Here is a 22,829-nt window from a genome sequence, read left to right as displayed (position 1 = left end):
CAAATATGCTTACGAAAGAGGAACTGAAACAATATCAGCGGCAGGTGATTTTACCTGAATTAGGTATAGATGGACAGGAAAAATTAAAGGCCGCGCAAGTATTGATGATTGGTGCGGGTGGTTTGGGATGCCCGGTTTTACAATATCTGGTAGCTGCCGGGGTGGGCAATATTGGCATTGTAGACCATGATGTGGTTGAATTAACCAATTTGCACCGTCAAATTTTATATGCTGCTGCAGATGTAGGTAAACCCAAAGCACTAACCGCCAGGGAAAAATTAACGCAGCTTAATCCCTTGGTAAAAATTACTGCCTACCAGGAAAGGTTAACAGCGGTTAATGTGCAAAAGCTAATCAGTTCCTATGATCTGATTATTGATGGTTCAGATAATTTCCCTACACGATACCTGGTGAACGATACCTGCGTATCTGCAAATAAACCCTTGGTTTTTGGTTCTATTTATAAGTTTGAAGGACAGGTTTCTGTATTCAATCATCAGCAGGGACCAAATTACCGGGATCTTTTTGAAGAGCCTGCAGCTGAAGGGGAAGTACCAAACTGTAATGAAGTGGGCGTAATCGGTATGCTGCCCGGTATCATCGGTACCCTAATGGCCAATGAGGCAATTAAAGTGATTTGTGGCTTTGGTGAAACATTGTCTGGCAGGTTGCTCACCATGAACGCACTCGATTGCAGCGTGAATATCTTTAACATTGCTACGCAAAAGCAAAACAGCTCCATGCCGCTAACGGCTGAAAATAATCCGGATGATGGAGAGAAACATGAAATTTCGATAAACCGCCTTAAAAACTGGCAAGCTGCAACACCAGCAGAAGTTTTTTTGGTTGATGTGCGTGAAGATTACGAATTCGAAGAATTTAACATTGGGGGCATAAATATTTCCTTATACCATCTTCACGAACATCTTTCAACATTTCCGGCTGATCAGAAACTGGTATTCATCTGCCAGACAGGGCAGCGGAGCAAGATGGCGGTAAACATGGTTAAGCCATTCTTTAAAGGAGAAATTTTTACTGTAAAAAATGGGATTGATGGATATGCGCTATAAGTATGTTTCTATACTTACCATTGCCGGATCAGATAGTGGTGGCGGTGCTGGAATACAGGCAGATATCAAAACATTCAGTGCGCTTGGGTGCTATGGTACTTCTGCGATTACCACGGTTACCGTTCAGAATACTGTAGGTGTCTCGGCAGTCCATTCCATTCCGGCAGAAATTGTTCAGGGACAAGTCATCGCTGTACTGGAAGATATTCAGCCTTCAGCAATTAAAATCGGGATTATTCCTGAAGCAGCTCAGGTACATGCCATTTCAGAAATTTTAAGCATTTACCCAAAAATTCCGGTCATCCTGGATCCGGTCATGGTATCTACCAGTGGATTTCAGCTGATCGAAAATGACGCCATTAAAGTCCTCCAAAGGGAATTATTTCCTTTAAGTCATTTGGTTACACCAAATATCGATGAAGCTGAAATCTTAGCAGCCATAAAAATCCACACCATTGATGATATGATACAGGCTGCCAGAAGTATCCTTCAAACGGGATGTAAAGCCGTTTTAATTAAAGGAGGCCATATGAAAGGACCAGACCTTTATGATGTTTATCTTGATCAGAATGGAACAGAAAAAACCTTCCGCTCAACGACAATCCAAACACCAAATACCCATGGAACAGGCTGCACGCTCTCTGCCGCCATTGCTGCCTTTATAGCGCTAGGCCATGATCTGCCCGAATCTATTCAAAGAGCGAAAAGTTTTGTGCAGGAAGCCATCAGCGCAGGTGCTGATGTTAAAACGGGAAATGGTAAGGGGCCTTTAAATCATTTTCATAAGACGCAGGATCTGATTAAGAAAGCGCTGGAATAAATGCGATTGACATAAATATTTCATCATGACAGTTCACTTCATAAATCATATTCTGACCATTTTTACATTATAGATATGGAAAATGTTGTCGGTTCTGAAAGTGCCTGAATGCAGTATCGAAATCCTCAAAAAACTTCATTTTCCGCCAACAAAAAGCTGTTGATAATGTTATTTTTGTAACATGCAGATCAGGCAACCCATCCGGAATATTCAGGATTTTTTATTGAGTACATATTTTGCCGATGGTTTGCGCATTACCATGGGCGTCCTCCTGCCCTCACTTATCCTGGCACAATTCTCCATGCTGAAATATGGCATGACTTTATCTTTAGGTGCCTTGTGTGTGAGCATTGTGGATAGTCCGGGGCCAATGGTACACCGGCGCAATGCCATGCTGGTTACAACTGCTTTAATTTTTGTTTTTTCTATTTTAACCGGCCTCACCAATAAAAGTGAGTATTTTGTCGCTTTCCTGCTTGCTGTCTCGAGTTTTGTATTTTCAATGTTTTACATTTATGGCATTCGTGCGGCATCTGTGGGTACAGCTGTTCTGTTGATTATTGTCTTAAGTATCGATGATCTTCGCCCCTGGCAGGAAGTGCTCAAATATGCCTTCATGGTGCTGGCGGGAAGCCTTTGGTATACCGGACTAAGCTATTTTTTTTACAGACTTCGCCCTTTCCGCCTGGTGCAGCAATCTTTAAGTGATTCTATTTTTGAGGTGGCCGAATTTTTAAGAGAAAAGGCAAAATTTTATCATCAGCATGCCAATTACGATAAAACCTACGCAGAACTGCTTCAATTGCAGGTTTCTGTTCATGAGAAACAGGATGCCGTTCGTGAATTATTGTTCAGGACAAGGGAAATTGTTCGTGATTCAAGTCCGGAAGGCCGGTTTTTGTTGTTGGTTTTTGTAGATATGGTTGACCTTTTTGAACAGGTCATGTCAACTTATTACAATTACGAGCATTTGCATGAACAATTTGATAAAGCCGGGATTTTAAAAGATTATGAGATGGCCATCAAACGGATCTCCTATGCGCTGGATGATATTGCTTTTGCCCTGAAAAGTGGTGGGAAACCAGTGCTTTCTAAAAGGTTGTTAATTGAGATTGAAAGGCTTAAAATTAAGATCAATGAACTGGAAAAGAATAACGTCAACCAGGAATATAATACGCTGGGCATCATTGCACTTAAAAATATTGAGGTAAACATCGAAAATATCCTGGCCCGGGTAAAAACGATCTTCAGTTACTTTAAGGTAAGAACGAGTCAGGATATCCGCAAAGCGGAGGTAGATACTGAAAAGTTTATCACCCGGCAGAAATTCGATTTTAAACTTTTTACAGAAAACTTAACTTACAGCTCCTCTACTTTCAGGCATTCGCTGAGGGTTACAGTAGTGATGCTCCTTGGGTTTGTAGTGGCTGAAATCCTGAATTTTTCGCATAGTTACTGGATTCTGTTAACGATTCTGGTGATTTCCAAACCTGGCTTTAGTTTAACAAAAGAGCGCAATTATCAGCGCTTAATTGGCACTACCGTAGGCGCTTTTATAGGGATGGGTGTACTGACTTATATTGATGACCGCCATACCCTGTTTTTTATCCTGCTGATCTGTATGATCGGCAGTTATAGTTTCCAAAGGAAAAACTATGTAGTGAGTGTGTTGTTTATGACGCCCTATATCCTGATCTTATTTGATTTTCTTGGGATGGGTTCTATTGCACTCGCAAGGGAGCGCATTTACGATACCTTTATTGGCTCGGGCATAGCCCTTTTGGCAAGTTATTCCCTATTTCCTACCTGGGAGCGTGAAAAGTTAAAAGAAGCCATGTTGAATATCATCAAGGCAAATAAGGCTTATTATGAACAGGTGGCCGGCTTGTATTTTGAAAAAAACTACAGCAGAACAGATTATAAATTAGCCAGAAAAGAGGTTTATGTGAGTACAGCAAACCTGGCCTCACTCTTTCAGCGCATGTTTTCTGAACCTAAAAGCAAACAGCTTTTTATTAAGGAGGTGCACCAGTTTACCACGCTGAACCATTTATTGTCTTCCTACGTGGCTACATTATCCTTATACAATAAAGAACATGCCTTTACTTTTGAGAGTTTCGATGCCCTGAAGCCAATGTCAAATAATACGGAATACTTATTTGATATGGCGATTGAAAACCTGGAGCAAAATAAGGGTACTTTAGATAATGTACCACTGATCAGAATGGCAGATACCGGTTTTAAAATTCATCAGGGACAGGACCTGATTCCGGAACAATTTGATCTGATACAGAAAGTGGCCTATGATATTTATAAGCTGACCTTAAAGATTAAAATATAATTTCCTTGCAGCGCACTTCCAGTGGTAAACCTTCTGAATAAGAAGGTCTTGAATCTTTTCAACGACCTAACCCATTCTGAGCGGCTCAAACAATGGCCGCAATGCTTTGTTAGATTTAAAAACAAAGACATATTTTATCATGGAAAAATTATATACAGCTGAAGTTACAGCTACAGGCGGCAGAGATGGTCACGTTAAATCAAGTGATGGAATTTTAGATTTTGAATTAAGAAAGCCAAAGGAAATGGGTGGCCAGGGTGGTGCTACAAATCCGGAAGAACTATTTGCAGCTGCCTGGGGACCATGTTACCTGGGCGCATTGGGTTCTGTTGCGGAACGTGAGGGCGTAGATATAAGTGAAGCAAATGTTAAGGTGTTGGTTTCGTTTAATAAGGACGGAAATGCTTTTGCATTATCTGCTGATTTGGATGTTCATATCCCGGGCATTACGCTGGAAGAATCTCAGTCTATTGCAGATAAGGCTCACCGTGCTTGTCCATACTCTAAAGCTGTAAAAGGCAATATTGAGGTAAGGGTAACAGCCGTATAAGCAATTCACTCTTATTATAGTTGATGTCAGTCTCGACAAATCGGTATTGGTTTGTCGAGACTTTTTTGCTGGTGATGAAAATAAATAACATTCAACAGTTTCCTGACTGTCAGGCTTATATAGCGGCATAAAAAATATTCGTTATATCTCCTACTTTTACAAGTGTGTGAGCAGGCCTGCCATTTTTAAACGCATCACGTGCTTTTAACCCTAAGAGTTCAAACATCGCCATATCATCAATAAAAGCAGGATTAGCTGTGGTTAGTAATTTGTCTCCTGCAAAAATGGAACTGGCACCGGCCATAAAGCAAAAGGCTTGTTCTAAAGTGCTCATTTCATTTCTACCAGCAGGTAAATTTTCCCGGTGGATGGTAGCTGCTTCATAAACCAGATCCAGAAATGGCCGGTTATAAATTTCGAGGATTTCTTATTTGCTCCGGTTGTGTCTTGTCGTTTTCATTGGATCAGAGTTTAGATTCATCATCTATAATAAAAGTTTACTGGCCAGGCCTAAAATCAGCATGAAGCCAAAAACATCGGTAAAGGTAGTAATGATGATGGAAGATGCAATAGCCGGATCAATTCCCACCCGTTTTAAAATTAACGGAATGCCGGCACCTGTTATACCTGCAATAAGGAGGTTACCTGTCATGGCAAGGAAGATCACCACCCCCAGCATCGGATTGCCGTCAAAAAAAACAGCAAATACAAATACAATTAAACCATTTACGGCACCATTGATTAAACCAACGGTAAACTCTTTCAATACCGTTCTGTACGCTTGTTTATCCGTCAGGTCATAAAGGGAAATACGCCTTACAGTAACGGCAAGTGCCTGTGTGGCAGCGTTTCCACCCATACCGGCAATGATGGTCATATAGGCCGCAAGTGAAGGAATGAGCTGAATGGTCGGGTCAAAATACCGCACAACCGATGAAGCAAGAAATGCTGTCCCCAAATTGATCACCAGCCAGGGCAAGCGCGATTTTACAGCTTCCACCCAATTTCCGCTTAATTCCTCATCTTCTGATACCCCTGAAATCTTTAAGATATCCTCCGTACTTTCTGCTTCCATAACATCGATCACATCATCGAAGGTGATCCTACCGAGTAATTTCTGATGTTCATCAATTACCGGAATACTGGTAAGGTTATATTGAGAAATCAGGTTGGCTACTTCTTCCTGATCGGTATCCGGATGCACATAAACCGCATCTATTTTAACCAGTTCGGTAATTTTAGCATTATGCCTGGCCTTAATAATATCTTTTAAAGAAACAATCCCCCTGAAAATGTCCTCATCATCTACGACATAAATGGTATAAAATTCTTCCATCTCCTCACTCTGGCGGATAATTTCATCGATTGCATCCTTTTTAGTGAGGTTAATGTTTACGCAGATCAGCTCGGTGTTCATTAAACCACCAGCCGTTTTTTCGTCGTAAGTTAAGAGGTTTCTGATTTCCGAAGCATGTTCATCCTGCAGATCTTCCAGAATTTCATTTTGCTCGTGATCTTCCAGTTGCGAGATAATGTCTGTGGCATCATCGTAATCCAGTTCTTCGATTACTTCTGTACGCTTATCCGGATGAAGCTGAAAAAGTAAATTCTCAGGGTGAGATTCCTCATCCATTTCTGAGATAATCTCAGATGCAATTTCTGCCGGAAGGAGGTTAATAATATGCTGCTGCTCAGATTGATCTAAACGCTCAAAGAGTATGGCAATTTCAGAGGCATGATAATCATCTAAAACCGCCTTTAAGATTTCATCACCAGCTAAAATTGCATTTTTAACCTTTAGTACGTCGCTTTTATCAATTTCGAATGACTGCATTTATAACCTAACCTAAAACTTTCTAAAGCTACTAATAAAAAGTTTTTAAAACCTATTCTTTGCCCATCATTTCAGAGATCACGTGAATGGTTTTCCACTTTTGATGTCCACTCACAAGCATTATTCAAATGAAATGCAGCATCAGAATGTTTAACCTGATTAGATTTCACAAGTCATTAATTAACGTTGGATGCAGTGTTTTTATTTAAACCAGCCCTTACGCCAAAAATAAATGACTTGCGCCAAAGCAATCACCCCCATTACAATCCAGGTCCATAAATAACCATGCGGACTATACAGTTCGGGCATATTGTGTGGCAGAATTTTCCCGGTTACCGGATCTTCGCGGCTAAAGTTCATGCCATAAATACCGGCAATAAAGGTTAAGGGAATAAAAATGGAAGAGATAATGGTGAGCACCTTCATAATTTCATTCATCCGGTTGCTGGTGATGGATAAGTTCATATCAATATTTGCAGAGGCAATCTCTTTCAGCGACTCTATAAAATCAATGATCTGGATGCAATGGTCGTAGGCATCCTTCATATAGGTCTTGGTTAAATCAGAAATCAAGGCGCTATCGGTCCGGATGATATCATTGAGTTTATCCCGTTCCGGCCAGGCTACTTTTCTGATGGTGATCAGCGATCGCTTGATGGCCTGCGTATCGTACATGATTCTTCTATCAGGATGATCATAAAGCCGATCTTCAATGGCATCTAATTCTTCTCCCCAGAAATTAAGCAAGGTAAAATAGTTATCTACAATCACATCCATGATGGCATACATCAGATAGCTGCTGCCGCCAATCCGGATATTGCCCTTCCCCACTTCCAATCGTTTTCTTACCGGTTCGAAACAATCTGCATAGGTTTCCTGAAAGGTGATCAGGGTGCGTTCTGACAAAATAAAGGAGACCTGGTCATTGCATAAAACATCTTCATCTCCTAAATATAAGTGCCTGCTTACTGCAAATAAGTATTTATCATTATCATACTCATCCAGCTTTGGCCGCTGGTAAGAATTGGTAATGTCTTCTAAAACCAACCTGCTGATATCGAATTTTTCAAAAAGTGTTTCAAAAATATTCGGATCTCCCAGTCCTTTTATATCAAACCAATAATAAAAATCTTTATTCTTAACCAGCTGGTCGATGTTATTGATATGGGGTAATTCTTCCTTTTTGTAGGTTCCCTCATGATAAGAATGCAGTGTTATTTTAGGTTTCAACGCATTATCATCAATTTCATACAGCCCCGGACTGGTGCCTGGAACAGGTACATTATAATGTTTATGCCGGTTGCGTGGTTTACTTTTTCCCATTACAGATATAATTTGGCCTGCGGCCCCTGATTAAACAGCAGGTCTACAATACTTAAATTTGGCAAAAATTCATGCCTGTCTTCAAAAACCTGATAATAAGGCTTATTGTTTGCCTGCAGTTCAGCTTTCTTCGGATTCATCATGCCCCGGTAATCCAGTTCAGCAGGAATATCATCCTGATAATCTGATGTTACTTCGAGTTCGAAAGGAAGTTTCAATTTTTTATTTAACCAGGCCAGTAATTCCAGGTTATAATCAAACAGGAAATCAAATTTTTCATGATAAAAACGTGCCAGCTCATCCTCATAAAATTCAAAGTAGGCAGAACTCCGGTAGCAGGTTTCTAAACTGAGCCAATGTAAACGCTGCCATTTAAAATCATAGCTGATGCGTACATCTTTCATTTTAGTATGGTTTTTAGCCCCTTTTATGATCGGAACAGTTAAATCCAGCTTACCATTGGGCGAATAGATACTGGCCCGGTTACGGTAGGTTTGTTTCGCCAGGTGTTCGTTTTTTTCAATTAAAAAATCCTGCCCCACCTTTTGCAATAAACTAAAATAGCCTACCGGCGGAAGATAAAATAATGGAAGTATAGCTGTATTCTGCATTTGAAAATTTATGTTTGTAGCTGAAACGTTTTAAAAATAATGATTAAAAGAGGATTTGCGCATATAGGCGTATTTTTTTTATTTCTGATTTCGCTGCTGCCTCTGCCCCTGCTCTTTTTTTTTGCAAGATTACTATATTATCTGCTTTATTACCTTATCGGCTATCGAAAAAAAGTGGTTCGCGGGAATTTAAGGCAATCATTTCCCGAAAAATCTGAATCTGAAATTATTGAAATTGAAAAAAAATTCTTTAGATTTTTATCTGAACTCATTTTCGAAATTGTAAAAATGACTACCATTTCAAAAAAGGAGACCCTGAAAAGAGTCACTTTTGAAGGTTTGGAACATCTGGAAAAACATTTCAAAGCTGGTGAGAGTGTGCTGGCCTGTACCGGTCATTATGGAAACTGGGAACTGGGAACGCTCGCCCTGGGCCTAAACCTATCTGCCAAAACACTGGTGATTTATAAACCCATGAGCAATAAAATATTTGAATCATGGTTTAGCAAAATCCGTACACAATACGGCAATATTTTTATTGCGATGCGACAAACCTTAAGAGGTATGACTGCGTATAAGAATGAACCTACCCTTTTATGTTTTGCCAGTGATCAGGCACCTACAAGAGAGGAAACCAGGTATTTCGTAGATTTTCTAAATCAGCCCACCGCGGCTTTGCTGGGCGTAGAAAAGATTGCAAAATCGACAAACAGACCGATTTATTATTTTAAGGTAACCGTTGTAAAAAAAGGTTACTACCATGTCAAAGTGCTGCCTATGTGTTTAAATCCTTCAGCAATGAAAGATTATGAAATCACAAACCTGCATTTCAAATTTTTAGAAAATATTATTAAAGAACAGCCTCAATACTGGCTTTGGAGCCACAAACGCTGGAAATTTAAACCTGAATAATGTCAATGAATCCCGCTGTAGCCGTTGTGATCTTAAACTGGAATGGAAAAGCATTTCTGGAAAAATTTTTGCCTGGAGTATTACGCTCTGAATATGATAACCTACAGGTTATTGTTGGCGATAATGCTTCTACAGATGATTCCATTTCTTTCTTAGAGGAGCATTTCCCCACGGTTGAAATTTTAAAGAATGATATTAATTATGGTTTTGCAGGTGGCTATAATAAGGTACTGGAGCGCGTATCAGCTGATTATTACATTCTCCTAAACTCGGATGTGGAAGTCACTGCCAATTGGATTAAGCCGGTTATCTCTTTAATGGAAAGCGATGTTAAAATTGCGGCGGCACAACCTAAAATCAAATGGCAGCTGAATAAAGAGCAGTTTGAATATGCCGGTGCGGCTGGTGGCTACCTGGATATCTATGCCTATCCTTTTTGTCGCGGCCGTTTATTTAATGTTTATGAATTTGACAGCGGACAATACGATGAACAATCAGAAGTGTTCTGGGCAAGTGGTGCTGCTTTTTTTATTAAAAGTCAATATTGGAAAGAAACCGGCGGGTTGGATGCCGACCTTTTTGCCCATATGGAAGAAATTGATCTTTGCTGGAGATTGAAAAACCTGGGTTATAAAATCATGTATTGTCCGGATGCTGAAGTTTACCATGTAGGTGGCGGTACCTTACAAACCGAAAACCCATTTAAAACCTATCTTAATTTTAGAAATAACCTGATTATTATGCAGAAAAACCTCCCTGCAACTGATGCCATTTTCAGGATTGCGATCAGGATGTGTATTGATTTTATTGCCTGGTGGCACTTCCTGCTCAGCGGAAAGCCTAAATTTACTTTAGCTGTAAGTAAGGGACACTGGCATTTTATCAAATCAATCAATAAAACGAATACCAAGCGAAAATTGCATCAGAAACCATATATACAACACGCCGGAGTTTATAATAATAGTGTGGTATGGGCCTTTTTTATAAAAAAAATCAGGTCTTTTGCAAATCTACGCTAGCAGCTTAGGTGATGTCAATAGCGTTTTTGATCTAATACATTAAATTTTTAACCGTGATAAAACCACCTTTAATAACCAAGGCTTCTATCCTCAGGTACTATTATTTAATGATCAAACTTTCCAAAGCCAAACGATAGCCATCCATTCCAAAACCTGTTAATACACCCTGGCAATTTTTTCCGGTTAAAGAGATATGCCGGTACTCTTCGCGAGCATAAATGTTAGAGATATGTACTTCAACCACTGGCGTTTTAATAGCGGCAATAGCATCTGCCAGAGCAACCGATGTATGTGTGTAGCCACCGGCATTTAATATGATTCCATCAAAACTAAATCCGATCTCATGAAGCTTATTAATTAATTCCCCTTCTACATTACTCTGGTAATAATCAATTTCTATGTTTGGGTAAAGTGCTTTTAGTTCCTGAACATAATCTTTAATACTGGTATTACCGTAAATAGAAGGTTCTCTAACACCCAATAGATTTAAATTCGGGCCATTTATAATTTGTACTTTCATGCTGATATTATCTTGTGGAGCTTGTAAAGCTAATATTATTTATCTCCCACACTTATTGAATTGCAATTATACGGAATCCTAATAAAATTATTCGTTATATTATATTGAATACGACGACTCCAGCAATTCATCCTATCTTTGGATTTAAAATGGAGTATCATTTCTGTTTTCAAATCCATTAAATTTATACACTGTGTGGGATTCATATATTAAAGGTTTCAGGTCTTACTTAAAACTAGAAAGATCGCTTTCAGGCAATTCAGTGGAAGCCTATCTGGGTGATATCAGTAAACTCACCCAATATTATGAATCCATCCACCAGGCACCCGGTTTAAATGAGGTTACAGTGGCCGATTTAAAGGCTTTTTTATCCTGGTTAAATGATTTAGGCATGCTGGCCAGTACACAGGCACGTGTGATTTCAGGGTTAAAGGCTTTTTTTACTTACCTCATGATGGAAGAGCTGATTACCCATAATCCGGCAACGTTAATTGATGCACCAAAATTAAGCAGGAAACTTCCTGACACGCTGAATATTCATGAAATCAATGAACTGATAGATGCTATAGATGCCTCCCGGCCGGAAGGTATGCGTAACAAGGCGATTATAGAAGTGTTATATGGTTGTGGTTTACGCGTAACGGAGTTGACAGAACTGAAAATTTCCAATCTTTACCCGCAAATTGAATTTATTAAAGTGATTGGAAAAGGAAACAAAGAACGTTTGGTTCCTATCGGAGGTGTGGCCTTGAAACTGCTCGATATTTATATGCATCAGATCAGGGTGCACATGAAGATTAAAAAAGGAAACGAGGACTTTATTTTTTTAAACCGTTTTGGCGCTAAACTGTCCAGGATTTCCATTTTTAACCTGATTAAAAGCCTGGCGGCAGCCATAGGATTGAAGAAAACCATTAGTCCACATACTTTAAGGCATTCTTTCGCAACACATTTAATAGAAGGCGGGGCAGATTTAAGGGCAGTTCAGGAAATGCTTGGACATTCCAGCATCACCACTACCGAAATTTATACGCATATTGACCGCGATTATTTACATGAAGTAATTACACAATTTCATCCGAGAGCTTAGCCCTGATCATCCTGTCTTTTCCCTGCATGTCTTTTTTTAACTCAATGTTGTTAAACCCTTTGTCGTTTAACATATTCACCATTTCTTTAGTCAGGTATTCATTGATCTCAAAATACAATGCGCCATTATGCTGGAGGTTATTCTTACCCAGTTCGGCAATGGCTTCATAAAAAACCAAAGGACTTTCATCAGTCACAAATAAAGCCAGATGTGGTTCATGCATCAAAACGTTTGCATGCATTTCACTTTTTTCCAGTTCCCTGATGTAAGGTGGATTGCTCACGATGATATCAAATTTCTGTTCTGTATGATAGTTACACGCATCAGCCATTACAAACGTTACCGGCATACCAATGGCTTCGGCATTCCTTGCAGCAACCGCAATGGCCTCAGGAGAAATGTCTATGGAAGTCACCACCGCATCAGGCAGGTATTTTTTTAAGGAAACAGGGATGCAGCCAGAACCTGTGCCGATATCCAATATATGGATATCTGGCCTACTTATTCCGGCATGATCCCGGATAATCCAGTCTACCAATTCTTCCGTTTCAGGCCTGGGAATCAAAACATGTTTGTTCACCTCGAATACGCTGCCATAAAAATGTGCCAGCCCAATAATATGCTGAATGGGTTTGCCGATTTTTAAATCGTTCAGGATGCTTAATAACTTCTGTTGTTCAACAAAACGAAGTGTGCTATCCTTTTCCATGCGTAATTTTACCGGCGATAAGCCCAATACATGTTCTGCAGATAAGCTGAATAAAGCTTCAGCCTCCTCCCCGCCATACATCAATTCCAGTTCAGTTTTATAGTGGGCTGCTAATGCTCCTATTTTCATTGGGCGTAAAATTACAGAATTGCAACCATAACATTTCTACATTCATCTAATCGATCGTTCATTTTTACTACTTTTGCCACAATGAGCGATGCATTTTATCTTAAAAGATGCCTGGAGTTAGCGGCCCAGGCCATTGGACATGTTAACCCCAATCCCATGGTAGGCTGTGTTATCGTAGCTGAAGGCAAAATTATTGGAGAGGGTTATCATCAGCAATATGGTCAGGCCCATGCAGAGCCTAATGCCGTGCGAAATGTAATTGAAAGGTTTGGAGACGAAGCTGCAGATTTATTTAAAAAGGCAACTGCATATGTTAACCTGGAACCTTGTGCACATTTTGGGAAAACACCGCCGTGTGCTGATCTTTTCGTAAAACATCAGCTTAAAAAAGTGGTAATTGGCAACCGTGATCCTTTTGATGGTGTAGATGGTAAAGGAATTGAAAAACTTAAAAATGCAGGTATTGAAGTTGTCAGCGGGGTTTTGGAAGAAGAATGCCGCTATTTCAACCGCAGGTTTTTCACCAGAATCGAGCAAAAAAGACCATATATCATTTTAAAATGGGCAGAAACCGCCAATGGCTATTTTGCCACTAAAGATGGTCACCAGAAATGGATTAGTGGTGCTTTGGCTAAACGGTTGGCGCATCAGTGGCGAACGGAAGAAGATGCCATTTTGATTGGCAAACAAACCGCATTAATGGATAATCCTCAACTTACATCAAGGGAGTTTCCAGGGAAAAACCCGATCCGCTTGGTAATTGATAAGAATCTGCAAATACCTTTATCAAATAATGTTTATAACGCAGCAGCTAAAACCATTATTTTTAATGAGGTTAAAACAGATGTGGTCGAAAATATTCACTACATCCAAATGGAAGATATGCATTTTTACCTCGCACAAAAAATAGCTTTTCAGCTTTACCTGATGGATATCCAATCCGTTATTATCGAAGGTGGCGCGCAAATTCTCCGGCAGTTTCTGGAAGCCGGACTTTGGGATGAAGCACGGATTTTTACCTCATCCAACAGCTGGCATGAAGGTGTAGTTTCACCCGCAATTAACGGCAACCTGGTAGAGCAGACTCAGATTCAAAAAGATCAACTTTCTATTTACATAAATAATTTAATTAAATGATATACATCATTTTAAGTGTTCTTTGCAGCGTTACAGTGGCTGTATTGTTAAAGTTGGCTAAGCGGTATCAGATTAATATCATTCAAGCGGTAACTGTTAACTATTTTACAGCTTTAACGCTTTGTTTTTTATTTTTTAAGCCTGATGTACATTTGCTTGGCACATCTGCACCATGGCCTGTTTATATAGCACTTGCCATCCTGCTCCCCTCTATCTTTCTGGTATTGGCTGCATCTGTAAAAAAACTAGGCATTGTTAAAACTGATATAGCGCAACGCTTATCATTATTCATTCCTGTTTTAGCTGCTTATTTTATTTTTAAAGAGGGATTTAACGAATATAAAATTATCGGATTAGCAATTGGTTTTCTGGCCATTATTTTAACCTTTATCCGTAAATCAGATCAGGAAGCACAATCCAAACAGTGGGTTTATCCTATTGCAGTCTTTATTGGTTTTGGTGTTATTGATGTATTGTTTAAACAAATTGCACTTTACAAAGCCTTGCCTTACACCACTTCGCTTTTTACTGTTTTTGCATTGGCTTTTATTGTATCAATTTTGCTGGTCTTTTTTATGGTCATCACCAGAAAAACCAAATTACAACTGGTTAACCTGGCCTGCGGACTAATTTTAGGCTGCTTTAATTTTGGAAACATTTTATTTTACATGAAAGCGCATAAGGCATTATCTGAAAATCCATCTACCGTGTTTGCGGCCATGAATATGGGGGTAATTGTAGTGGGCAGCTTAATCGGAATTATCATCTTTAAAGAGAAGTTAAGCAAATTAAATTACATTGGCATCTTTTTGGCCTTAGTGGCTGTTATATTTATTACTTTATCACAAAATGTTATTCGATGATGCTTATAAAACGATAGAAGGTACTGCAGCGGGTATTTTCCGTGATAAGGGAAGTAAATTTTTGGCTTATGCTTATCCAATCCGATCGGAAGATGAAGTGAAGCCTATTATCTTAAAACTTAAAGCAGAGCATGGTAAAGCCAATCATTTCTGCTATGCTTATCGTTTAACGCCTGATCGTTCAGTCTTTAGAATCAATGATGACGGCGAACCATCGGGAACAGCTGGCCGGCCGATTCTGAACTGTTTATTATCAGCAGACCTGACAAATATTTTAGTGGTGGTAGTCAGGTATTTCGGCGGAACATTATTAGGAGTGCCAGGTTTAATTAATGCTTATAAAAACGCTTGTTTAGAAGTAGTTAAGGAAAGTAAAATTATAACTAATACTGTAAACGATGTGTATGAGATCTGTTTTGATCACCTGCAAATGAATGACATTATGAAGCTGGTAAAAGATGAAAACCTGAAAATTTTAGCACAACAGTTTGATACCAGTTGCAGCCTTAAATTTGAAGTTAGAAAATCTCATTTAAACCAGGTTTTAGGTAGATTTGAAAAGATAGACAATATAAAACTAAAATACCTGCAAACCATTTAAAACCCAAACATGATGAAAATTGCAGAAAGCGACTTAATTATTAATCCTGACGGTAGTATATACCACTTAAATTTATTACCGGGTGATCTAGCAGATAATATCATCACCGTGGGCGACCCCGACCGCGTGAGCGATGTGAGTAAATACTTTGATCGCATAGAATACAAAAAGGGTAAACGGGAATTCATTACCCATACGGGCTATGTTGGAGAAAAGAGGATTACGGTCATTTCTACAGGTATCGGCACAGATAATATTGATATTGTTTTCAATGAATTGGATGCACTGGTGAATATCGATTTTAATACCAGGCAGGTTAAAGAAAAATTAACCTCACTTAATATTATCCGAGTGGGTACTTCAGGGGCTGTTCAGCCAGATCTTCCCATGGGAACCATTTTGGCTTCTTCATATGGCCTGGGTATGGATGCCTTAATGAATTTTTACCTCAGCGAACCATCAGCAGAAGAAAACGAATTGCTGGCGGCAGTTCAATTGCATTTCAGTCATCTTAAGAAGATTAATCCATACCTCACATCTGCCAGTAAAACATTACTAAATACAATCGGAAAAGGTTTGCCTCAAGGCATCACCATGACTGCACCTGGTTTTTATGCACCACAGGGGAGAATGGTCAGAGCAAAAAATGCAGTCCCGGATTTTATTAAACTCATCAACAGCTTTAATAACGGTCAGCAACGCATTACCAACCTTGAGATGGAAACTGCCGGAATTTATGCGCTGGCCAAAGTCCTCGGACATCAGGCTTTATCCATCAATGCGATCCTGGCCAGCAGGGTTAAATTTGAGTTTAGTCAGACGCCAAACCAAATTGTAGATCAGGCCATCAGGTTAGTTTTGGAGCGGATTTAACAGGAAGATATCAAGTGATAAAAGTGGCTGTATTACATTTCAAATTGATGATACAGCCGCTTTGGAAATCATATGATCAGGTAGCGGATATTTTTTCTTTAACCAGCTCATTCCCTGCTGTATCATAATAGGTGCAGGTCATATCTTTCAAATCTGTAATCCATTTTTCCACGCCGGCATCTGCAGCATGTTCACAAAACGAAATGAAACCTGTTTCTCCGGTTTGATGGATCTTCAACGCATGCTTCAACTTTTCTACAGAAGGTTCTACGCTAATCACCAAATCAGGATATTCTTCAGGACTAATCTGTAACACCTCTTCTTCGCTGGCAAAGTAAGCAGATAATCCGTTTGAAACATATACATCATTCCTTATTACCCCCATTTCATTAAGCTCTTGAATAAAATGAGGAAAATCTGATCCACTTTTAATCCTGGATGTTGCTGCGTGAATATCTTCTTTGGTAAACATATTTTATTTGTTTAATGAAACTTTATAAATAGTAGTTTGTGTATACAGATCCTCTGGTTGCAGAATGGTATTTGGAAATGAAGGAATGTTTACCGCGTTGGGATGATGCTGGGTTTCTACACAAAAGCCCTCAAAACTTCCATAGTCTCTTCCACCCTTTCCGTTTTTCACCTCTAAATACTTGCCGGTATATAAATGTGCAATGGGTTCTGTCGTATAAACACTTAAAGTTAAACCGCTTTGCATTTCTGTTGTTTTGCTCGCCAGAGAGAGATCGCCATAAATTTTATCCAATACAAAAGATTGATCATATCCGGTGCTTTCGTTCCAATCCTTGCCAATCTCTTTTATCGACGTAAAATCAAGTGGTGTACCTGCAACAGGGATCAATTTTCCGGTTACAGAATAACCCTCATCCTGTTCCAGGTAATTTGAAGCGAAGATTTGCTGCTGATGTTTACTGACATTTCCACCTGTTGGCGACAGATTAAAATAACCATGATGGGTTAAGTTTATCGGAGTAGCAGCGTCGGTTTCAGCTTCGTAACTTAAAATCAATTCATTATTTTCAGTTAATTGAAAGGTTAAATCGACAACTAAATTTCCCGGGAAATGCTCCTCACCATCTATACTTTCATATTGCAGGGTAACTGCGTTCTGGTCTTCCTCAATCTCGATGATATCCCATACTTTTCTATCAAAACCTACCAAACCACCATGCAGGGTGCTGTCAGCAGTATTCAGGGCCAGCTGATAATTTTCGGCACCAACAGTAAATTTACCACCTTTAATCCGGTTGGCATATCTTCCTATCACAGCACCTATGTAAGGGTATTCTTTTAAATATTCAGGATCAGTGTATTGCTCAAGCGTATCAAATCCAAGCACAATATCCTGTTTTTCGCCATTGATATTTTCGACGATGAATTGATTAATAATTGCACCATAATTGAATATTTTCACGTAAGTGCCTTTGCTGTTGGTGAGTTCAATGGCGAATACTTCCTCACCATCAATAAATTTACCAGTTGATATTTGCTGAACGCTCATAAATTGTAACTTAGGGCTTTTGTTTCTGAAACAAACATACCATTATTACTCGCTTTTAATAAATATTTTTAGCCAAATGAAAATTGAACTCGCACAAAAATTTGCTGAAGAATACAACAAAATTGCAGATGCAGTTTATTTTACTCCCGGACGTGTAAATTTAATTGGCGAACATATTGACTATAATGGTGGTTTAGTGATGCCTTGTGCCATCACAATGGGAACCTGGCTGGCTATATCAACAAATGAAATAGATTCTTACCGGTTGAAGAGTTTAAATTTTGAAGAAAAAATAACTGTTAAAAGTGCTGAAGTACAGGACAAAAAGGGAGGCCATTGGGCAAATTATCCGATAGGTATTATCAATGAATTTCTTAAAGATGGCAAGAAAATTCCCGGACTGGATTTTCTTTTTTTTGGAAATATTCCAATTGGTTCTGGCCTTTCCTCTTCCGCTTCCATTGAAATGGCTACCGCATTTGCTTTAAATGACTACTTTAACCTGGGATACGATAAGCTTGATCTGGTGAAGATGGCCAAACGCGTAGAAAACGATTTCATTGGTTTAAACTCCGGCATTATGGATCAGTTTGCTGTGGCCTTTGGTGAAAAAGATCAAGCCATCGTATTAGACTGTGAAACGTTGAAATATAAAATGGTTGATCTGGACTTGGGAAACCATGTTTTAGCCATTATCAACACCAATAAACCCAGGGAACTTGCAGACTCCAAATACAATGAACGTGTGGCGGAATGTCAGAAGGCTTTAAATTTATTGAATGAGGAAATTACCCTTCATTATCTTTGTGAACTGACTGCAGAAAAATTTGCCCTGCACAGTCATTTAATTAAAGATGAAATAGTATTGAACCGTGCCACTCATGTAGTTAAAGAAAATAACAGGGTGCATCAGGCGGTCAAAACATTGAATCATGGCGATCTGAAAGAATTTGGTCGTTTAATGTATGCCTCTCATCAATCGCTCAGAACCCTTTATGAGGTTAGCGGTAAGGAACTGGATGCAGTGGTTGATTACTGCTTAACTGATGAACATGTGCTTGGTGCCAGGATGACTGGTGCTGGTTTCGGTGGATGTGCAATTGCAATTCTTGAAAGGGGTTTTGAGGAAGACTTTTCCAAAAAACTTACAGATTTTTATATAGAGCGGATCGGTTACCCAGCTGCAATCTATATCAGTGAAATTGGTAGCGGCCCGCTAAAACTTTAAATTAAAATTCAATATTTAGATAATGCCATGAACGATGATTTACCTCTGCATGGCAAAGATGAGCATGAGAAAATTAAAATTAGACGAATTAAACCGTCCGGATGTTGAGGCATTTAAGGCACAGGAAAAATTGCCGGTAGTTGTGGTTTTAGATAATGTAAGAAGTATGCATAATGTGGGTTCCATATTTCGCACGGCAGATGGTTTTGCTTTAGAAAAAGTAATTTTATGTGGCATTACCGCGCAGCCGCCACACCGTGAAATTGAAAAAACTGCACTTGGAGCGACACAGTCGGTAGACTGGCTTCATTACCCGGATACCGTTTCTGCGGTGGAGGAGCTTAAAACATTGGGATATGAAATTGTTGCCATTGAACAAGCTGAAAACAGTACGATGCTGAATACCTTTAAACCAGATCCAAGTAAAAAGTATGCTTTAATTTTTGGCAACGAAGTAGATGGTGTAAGTGATGAAGTAATGGCTCAAATTGATGAGTGTATTGAAATTCCGCAGTTTGGAACCAAACATTCTTTCAATATTGTGATTTCTGCCGGAATTGTTTTCTGGGATTTCTTTGCTAAATTAAGGTTATAGGCAATCCTTCAGCAGCACATATCTTCTATCTACAAATAATTGGCTAAATGCTAAATTGTATACAAAACTATACATCCGATAACCTAAACTTAATCTTAATGTAACATTCTTGTGCAATTAATTTTACCTTCTAATCTCCTGACGGCTTGATGATTGACGTATTATTTCGACTTTGGCAAGGTTTTTTCTAACTAGTGACAAAACAGTAGGATCAAAATACTGTTTAACAAATATAAAATAGAGAAATGAATACGAGAATTACAAAATCAGCAATGTTGGTTGCATTATTGGGATTATCATCACAATTATTTGCACAAGAATCAACACCAACTACCTCTGGTAGATTTGGTAAACAACCTTTAAGAACCTGGAGTGTAGGTGCTCAGGGAGGTATATTCAGCCAGAATACTTTTTTAGGTGCTGGAAGTGTTACTGCCAGAGAATTTAAAAGTATCGGTTATGGTGCTTTTGTTAAAAAACAAATCTTACCGGCTTTAGGCTTACAGGCAGACTTTTTACGTGGTGAAATGAAAACCATCGTAGCACCTAACTTAGAACAGAAAAACAGCATCAACTGGGCTGGATCATTAACTGCAGTATTAAACATTGCTAACTTCAGCTTAAATACTGAAAACGCGGTATTGATTCCTTACATTAAGGCAGGTGCCGGTTATATGGCTTCTGATTCTCAGGTAGGAACTACTCAGGTTTTCACAGACAGAGAAGGCTGGTACATCCCAACAGGAGTTGGATTTAAATTTGGTGTATCAAAAGGCATCAACATTGATTTAGGTTATGATATTAATTTCATCAAATCATCACCAACAGTTAAAAGTGCTTACTTAGAAAACAGGTATTCTTACTCTCACGTAGGTTTGGAGTTTGCTTTGGGTAACAAAGAAAATTCTCAATTACAAAACTACAGTGCTGTTGCGGATCTTCGCAAACAAAGTGCTGAAGAAAGTGCTGAATTAAGAAGAGCATTATCTACTGCTGAGCAAAATGCACAACGTGACAGAGATCAATATGCTAAAGATATGGCTGATTATGATAATGATGGTGTAGCGAACAAATTTGACAAATGCCCTGGAACAGGTTCAGGAACTGTAGTTGATGGTTCAGGTTGTCCAATCAAAGTACAACGCGAAATCATCAGAGAAACTAAGGTAATCACTGAGGAAGACCGTAAAGTAGTTAAAGATGCAATTTCAAACTTAGAATTTGATTTAGGTAAATCAACTATCCGTTCTAAATCATACGCAAGCTTAAACAGGGTTGCTGGGTTATTGGTAGACAAAAACTTTAGCTTAAAATTAGCTGGCCACACCGATAACACTGGTGGCAGAGAGTTAAACTTACGTTTATCTAAAGAAAGAGCAGAATCTGTAAAAGCTTATTTGGTATCTCAGGGTGCTAATGCTTCCAGAATCGAAGCTACTGGTTACGGACCTGATCAACCGATTTCATCTAACAAAACTGCGACTGGTCGTCAGGAAAACCGTCGTGTAGAATTTACATTATACTAGTCAACAGTAAAATGAAATAGAAAAGCCCCGATGAAAATCGGGGCTTTTTGTGTTTTAAACTTTTCGCCATCTCACTGGCCATGGCCAATTAAGATAATCCCTTTTTATTTTTGTAGGTCATTTTAGCTTTAGTACCTGCGCTATAGTTGTAGTTTTTTAGGTTACTCGCTTTCTTTTCGTGAAATGCAGCGCCTCGTTCAGACTGCTCTTCCTCATCATCCCCCTTCTTTTTCTTCGGTTTGGTGGTGGGATCAACTATTTTCAAATCTTCCGGTAATTCCATGACATCCATCCGCTGGCCAATGGCCTGCTCAATCTTTTTTACTTCACTCAGTTCAATATCTGTTGAGAAAGTAATGGCAACCACTTCATCATCATTATGCTTAATGATCCGCTGAATTAAGGTTTCCTTTTGCTCCGGTAATTCAAAATGAATAATAAAAGGAATACCCTGAATATCAAGGCTATCCAGATTTTCATTGGCTACGATGAGTACTCTTGAATTTGGGTTAGACTTAAAATCTTCGATATCATCATAACCCTTATCATCAAAAAACAATGACCGGTAAATCGCATATTCCTCATCATTGGCATGATTGAAGTTTTTGTAAACGGTTTGTGCTGTTAATCGCGTATTAACAAATACCACTACTTTATCAAAAAACTCAGTATCGTTCATTAACAGGGTTAACAAATTCAGTTTCGTTCTAAAATTAGGAACCTGATATAACATTTGCTGATACACCTCTGCCTGCTTTTCGCCGATCTCATCCACTTCAATCGTAGTGGTTGAATCTTTCATGAAAGGTGATATCATATGATTTAATTTTTCATGTATTACCTCTGTAAACACAACATGTTGAGATTTATAAGCACTGTTTGCCAATTCAACAACAGGTAATTGCAAACCCTTTTTAACAATTAATTCGGCGTTATCAACGATAAATAACTGAATTTTGTTGGTATTAAGTGCAAGTTTGAGGTATAAGGCGCGTGCCCTGTCTGGAACAGCCACGATGATATCACAACCATCAGTGATCTCATTCATTTGTGCATCAACTGCTCCACGGCTATCGATGCCTAAAATTCTGAAAGTTTTATTTCTGTTTAATAAATTAAACTGTTCCAGCACATGATCTACATGTTCAGCATCAGGAACGAGGATTAAAGCTCTTGGTGCTTCTTCAAAAGCATATTTCAACTTCATTAAAGTAGCTAAAACATAAGTTGTTGTTTTCCCCGAACCCTCCGGTCCTACTGCAATAACATCCTGACCACCTAAAATTCTAGACATGGTTTTGACCTGGATTTCTTTTGGCGTTAAAAATCCTGCATCAGTCATGGCAGCAACCAGTGGTTTGCTAAGTTTTAATTTATCTAATGACACACTTATTATTTTAATGTTTGAAATTGCAAATATCCTTAAAATAATTAGCTTTTCAGAAACTGAATTTAAAGACCCCGAAAGGTATACACTCAAATTATACGAAACTTTAATGCTTAATCGCCTTCATTTCAAAGGCATATTGGAATGGCTATCCTCAACTTGCCTATTA

Annotated in this window: 23 protein-coding genes; 14 read left to right on the top strand and 9 right to left on the bottom strand. The window is 38.9% G+C overall.

Features of this window, described 5'->3' with window-relative positions; genetic code table 11:
- Positions 1–5 precede the first annotated feature (5 nt).
- The 4 genes from moeB (at position 6) to OQX64_RS05085 (ending at position 4,781) form a co-directional block, all read left to right on the top strand.
- On the top strand, positions 6–1,070 hold the full coding sequence (moeB, locus tag OQX64_RS05100) for a HesA/MoeB/ThiF family protein (RefSeq protein ID WP_265817904.1): 1,065 nt from the start codon (positions 6–8) through the stop codon (positions 1,068–1,070).
- The gene (gene thiD, locus OQX64_RS05095; protein ID WP_265817903.1) at positions 1,054–1,890 is read left to right on the top strand and encodes a bifunctional hydroxymethylpyrimidine kinase/phosphomethylpyrimidine kinase; all 837 of its coding nucleotides are present in this window, start codon (positions 1,054–1,056) and stop codon (positions 1,888–1,890) included. The genes moeB and thiD overlap by 17 nt, the downstream gene beginning before the upstream one ends.
- A 181-nt stretch (positions 1,891–2,071) precedes the next feature.
- Entirely contained in the window at positions 2,072–4,231 is a 2,160-nt protein-coding gene (locus tag OQX64_RS05090; RefSeq protein ID WP_265817902.1) for an FUSC family protein, read from the top strand.
- Positions 4,232–4,370: 139 nt separating this feature from the next.
- Positions 4,371–4,781 (top strand): organic hydroperoxide resistance protein, encoded by a 411-nt coding sequence (locus OQX64_RS05085; RefSeq protein ID WP_265817901.1) that lies wholly within the window; start codon positions 4,371–4,373, stop codon positions 4,779–4,781.
- A 115-nt stretch (positions 4,782–4,896) separates the two neighbouring features.
- On the opposite strand, the gene OQX64_RS05080 is transcribed toward OQX64_RS05085, so the two are convergent.
- The 4 genes from OQX64_RS05080 to OQX64_RS05065 form a co-directional block, all read right to left on the bottom strand.
- A complete protein-coding gene (locus OQX64_RS05080) occupies positions 4,897–5,151 on the bottom strand; it encodes a hypothetical protein (RefSeq protein WP_322974937.1) in 255 nt (84 codons plus the stop codon).
- Between the two features lie 114 nt (positions 5,152–5,265).
- Positions 5,266–6,615: a magnesium transporter gene (gene mgtE, locus OQX64_RS05075; RefSeq protein ID WP_088301807.1), complete on the bottom strand. Its 1,350-nt coding sequence runs from the start codon at positions 6,613–6,615 to the stop codon at positions 5,266–5,268.
- A 201-nt stretch (positions 6,616–6,816) separates the two neighbouring features.
- Positions 6,817–7,938 carry a magnesium/cobalt transporter CorA gene (gene corA / locus OQX64_RS05070; protein ID WP_265817900.1) on the bottom strand — a complete coding sequence of 374 codons (1,122 nt, stop codon included), beginning with the start codon at positions 7,936–7,938 and terminating at the stop codon, positions 6,817–6,819.
- On the bottom strand, positions 7,938–8,549 hold the full coding sequence (locus tag OQX64_RS05065) for a WbqC family protein (RefSeq protein ID WP_088301808.1): 612 nt from the start codon (positions 8,547–8,549) through the stop codon (positions 7,938–7,940). The genes corA and OQX64_RS05065 overlap by 1 nt, the downstream gene beginning before the upstream one ends.
- Before the next feature lie 39 nt (positions 8,550–8,588).
- On the opposite strand from OQX64_RS05065, the gene OQX64_RS05060 reads away from it, so the two are divergent.
- Together OQX64_RS05060 and OQX64_RS05055 are read left to right on the top strand one after the other, a co-directional pair.
- Positions 8,589–9,461 (top strand): lysophospholipid acyltransferase family protein, encoded by an 873-nt coding sequence (locus tag OQX64_RS05060; protein WP_265817899.1) that lies wholly within the window; start codon positions 8,589–8,591, stop codon positions 9,459–9,461.
- Between the two features lie 5 nt (positions 9,462–9,466).
- Positions 9,467–10,480, top strand: a complete 1,014-nt coding sequence (locus OQX64_RS05055) for a glycosyltransferase family 2 protein (protein WP_416240465.1) — start codon at positions 9,467–9,469, stop codon at positions 10,478–10,480.
- A 100-nt stretch (positions 10,481–10,580) separates the two neighbouring features.
- On the opposite strand, the gene aroQ is transcribed toward OQX64_RS05055, so the two are convergent.
- A complete protein-coding gene (gene aroQ / locus OQX64_RS05050; RefSeq protein WP_265817897.1) occupies positions 10,581–11,000 on the bottom strand; it encodes a type II 3-dehydroquinate dehydratase in 420 nt (139 codons plus the stop codon).
- A gap of 193 nt (positions 11,001–11,193) precedes the next feature.
- Between aroQ and xerD the strand changes: the two genes are divergently transcribed.
- Positions 11,194–12,090 (top strand): site-specific tyrosine recombinase XerD, encoded by an 897-nt coding sequence (xerD, locus tag OQX64_RS05045; RefSeq protein WP_265817896.1) that lies wholly within the window; start codon positions 11,194–11,196, stop codon positions 12,088–12,090.
- Here the strand turns inward: xerD and prmC are convergent.
- A complete protein-coding gene (gene prmC / locus OQX64_RS05040; RefSeq protein ID WP_265817895.1) occupies positions 12,065–12,928 on the bottom strand; it encodes a peptide chain release factor N(5)-glutamine methyltransferase in 864 nt (287 codons plus the stop codon). The genes xerD and prmC overlap by 26 nt on opposite strands.
- A gap of 81 nt (positions 12,929–13,009) precedes the next feature.
- On the opposite strand from prmC, the gene ribD reads away from it, so the two are divergent.
- The 4 genes from ribD to OQX64_RS05020 are packed head-to-tail and all read left to right on the top strand — an operon-like array spanning position 13,010 to position 16,402.
- Positions 13,010–14,065 carry a bifunctional diaminohydroxyphosphoribosylaminopyrimidine deaminase/5-amino-6-(5-phosphoribosylamino)uracil reductase RibD gene (gene ribD / locus OQX64_RS05035; protein WP_088301813.1) on the top strand — a complete coding sequence of 352 codons (1,056 nt, stop codon included), beginning with the start codon at positions 13,010–13,012 and terminating at the stop codon, positions 14,063–14,065.
- Entirely contained in the window at positions 14,062–14,928 is an 867-nt protein-coding gene (locus tag OQX64_RS05030) for a DMT family transporter (protein WP_265817894.1), read from the top strand. The genes ribD and OQX64_RS05030 overlap by 4 nt, the downstream gene beginning before the upstream one ends.
- Positions 14,915–15,529, top strand: a complete 615-nt coding sequence (locus tag OQX64_RS05025) for an IMPACT family protein (RefSeq protein WP_265817893.1) — start codon at positions 14,915–14,917, stop codon at positions 15,527–15,529. The genes OQX64_RS05030 and OQX64_RS05025 overlap by 14 nt, the downstream gene beginning before the upstream one ends.
- Before the next feature lie 12 nt (positions 15,530–15,541).
- The gene (locus OQX64_RS05020; protein WP_265818291.1) at positions 15,542–16,402 is read left to right on the top strand and encodes a nucleoside phosphorylase; all 861 of its coding nucleotides are present in this window, start codon (positions 15,542–15,544) and stop codon (positions 16,400–16,402) included.
- A 76-nt stretch (positions 16,403–16,478) separates the two neighbouring features.
- Here OQX64_RS05020 and OQX64_RS05015 read toward each other — a convergent pair whose 3' ends face one another.
- Together OQX64_RS05015 and OQX64_RS05010 are read right to left on the bottom strand one after the other, a co-directional pair.
- Complete coding sequence (locus OQX64_RS05015; RefSeq protein WP_265817892.1) at positions 16,479–16,874, bottom strand: DUF1398 domain-containing protein; 396 nt, start codon at positions 16,872–16,874, stop codon at positions 16,479–16,481.
- A 3-nt stretch (positions 16,875–16,877) separates the two neighbouring features.
- A complete protein-coding gene (locus OQX64_RS05010) occupies positions 16,878–17,924 on the bottom strand; it encodes an aldose epimerase family protein (RefSeq protein ID WP_088301818.1) in 1,047 nt (348 codons plus the stop codon).
- Between the two features lie 76 nt (positions 17,925–18,000).
- Here OQX64_RS05010 and OQX64_RS05005 point away from each other — a divergent pair, with 76 nt between their 5' ends.
- The 3 genes from OQX64_RS05005 to OQX64_RS04995 all read left to right on the top strand — a co-directional run bounded on the left by OQX64_RS05005 (position 18,001) and on the right by OQX64_RS04995 (position 21,273).
- The gene (locus OQX64_RS05005; protein ID WP_265817891.1) at positions 18,001–19,152 is read left to right on the top strand and encodes a galactokinase; all 1,152 of its coding nucleotides are present in this window, start codon (positions 18,001–18,003) and stop codon (positions 19,150–19,152) included.
- A 64-nt stretch (positions 19,153–19,216) separates the two neighbouring features.
- Complete coding sequence (locus tag OQX64_RS05000; RefSeq protein WP_265818290.1) at positions 19,217–19,747, top strand: RNA methyltransferase; 531 nt, start codon at positions 19,217–19,219, stop codon at positions 19,745–19,747.
- 245 nt (positions 19,748–19,992) lie between these two features.
- A complete protein-coding gene (locus OQX64_RS04995; RefSeq protein WP_265817890.1) occupies positions 19,993–21,273 on the top strand; it encodes an OmpA family protein in 1,281 nt (426 codons plus the stop codon).
- An 88-nt stretch (positions 21,274–21,361) separates the two neighbouring features.
- On the opposite strand, the gene OQX64_RS04990 is transcribed toward OQX64_RS04995, so the two are convergent.
- Positions 21,362–22,660, bottom strand: coding sequence for a DEAD/DEAH box helicase (locus OQX64_RS04990; protein WP_265817889.1), 1,299 nt, complete (start codon positions 22,658–22,660; stop codon positions 21,362–21,364).
- Between the last annotated feature and the right edge of the window lie 169 nt (positions 22,661–22,829).

The sequence above is a fragment of the Pedobacter sp. GR22-10 genome, assembly GCF_026239715.1.
Lineage (GTDB): Bacteria > Bacteroidota > Bacteroidia > Sphingobacteriales > Sphingobacteriaceae > Pedobacter.
Note: the sequence above shows the minus strand (reverse complement) of the source record. Positions and strands in the feature narration are given on the sequence as shown.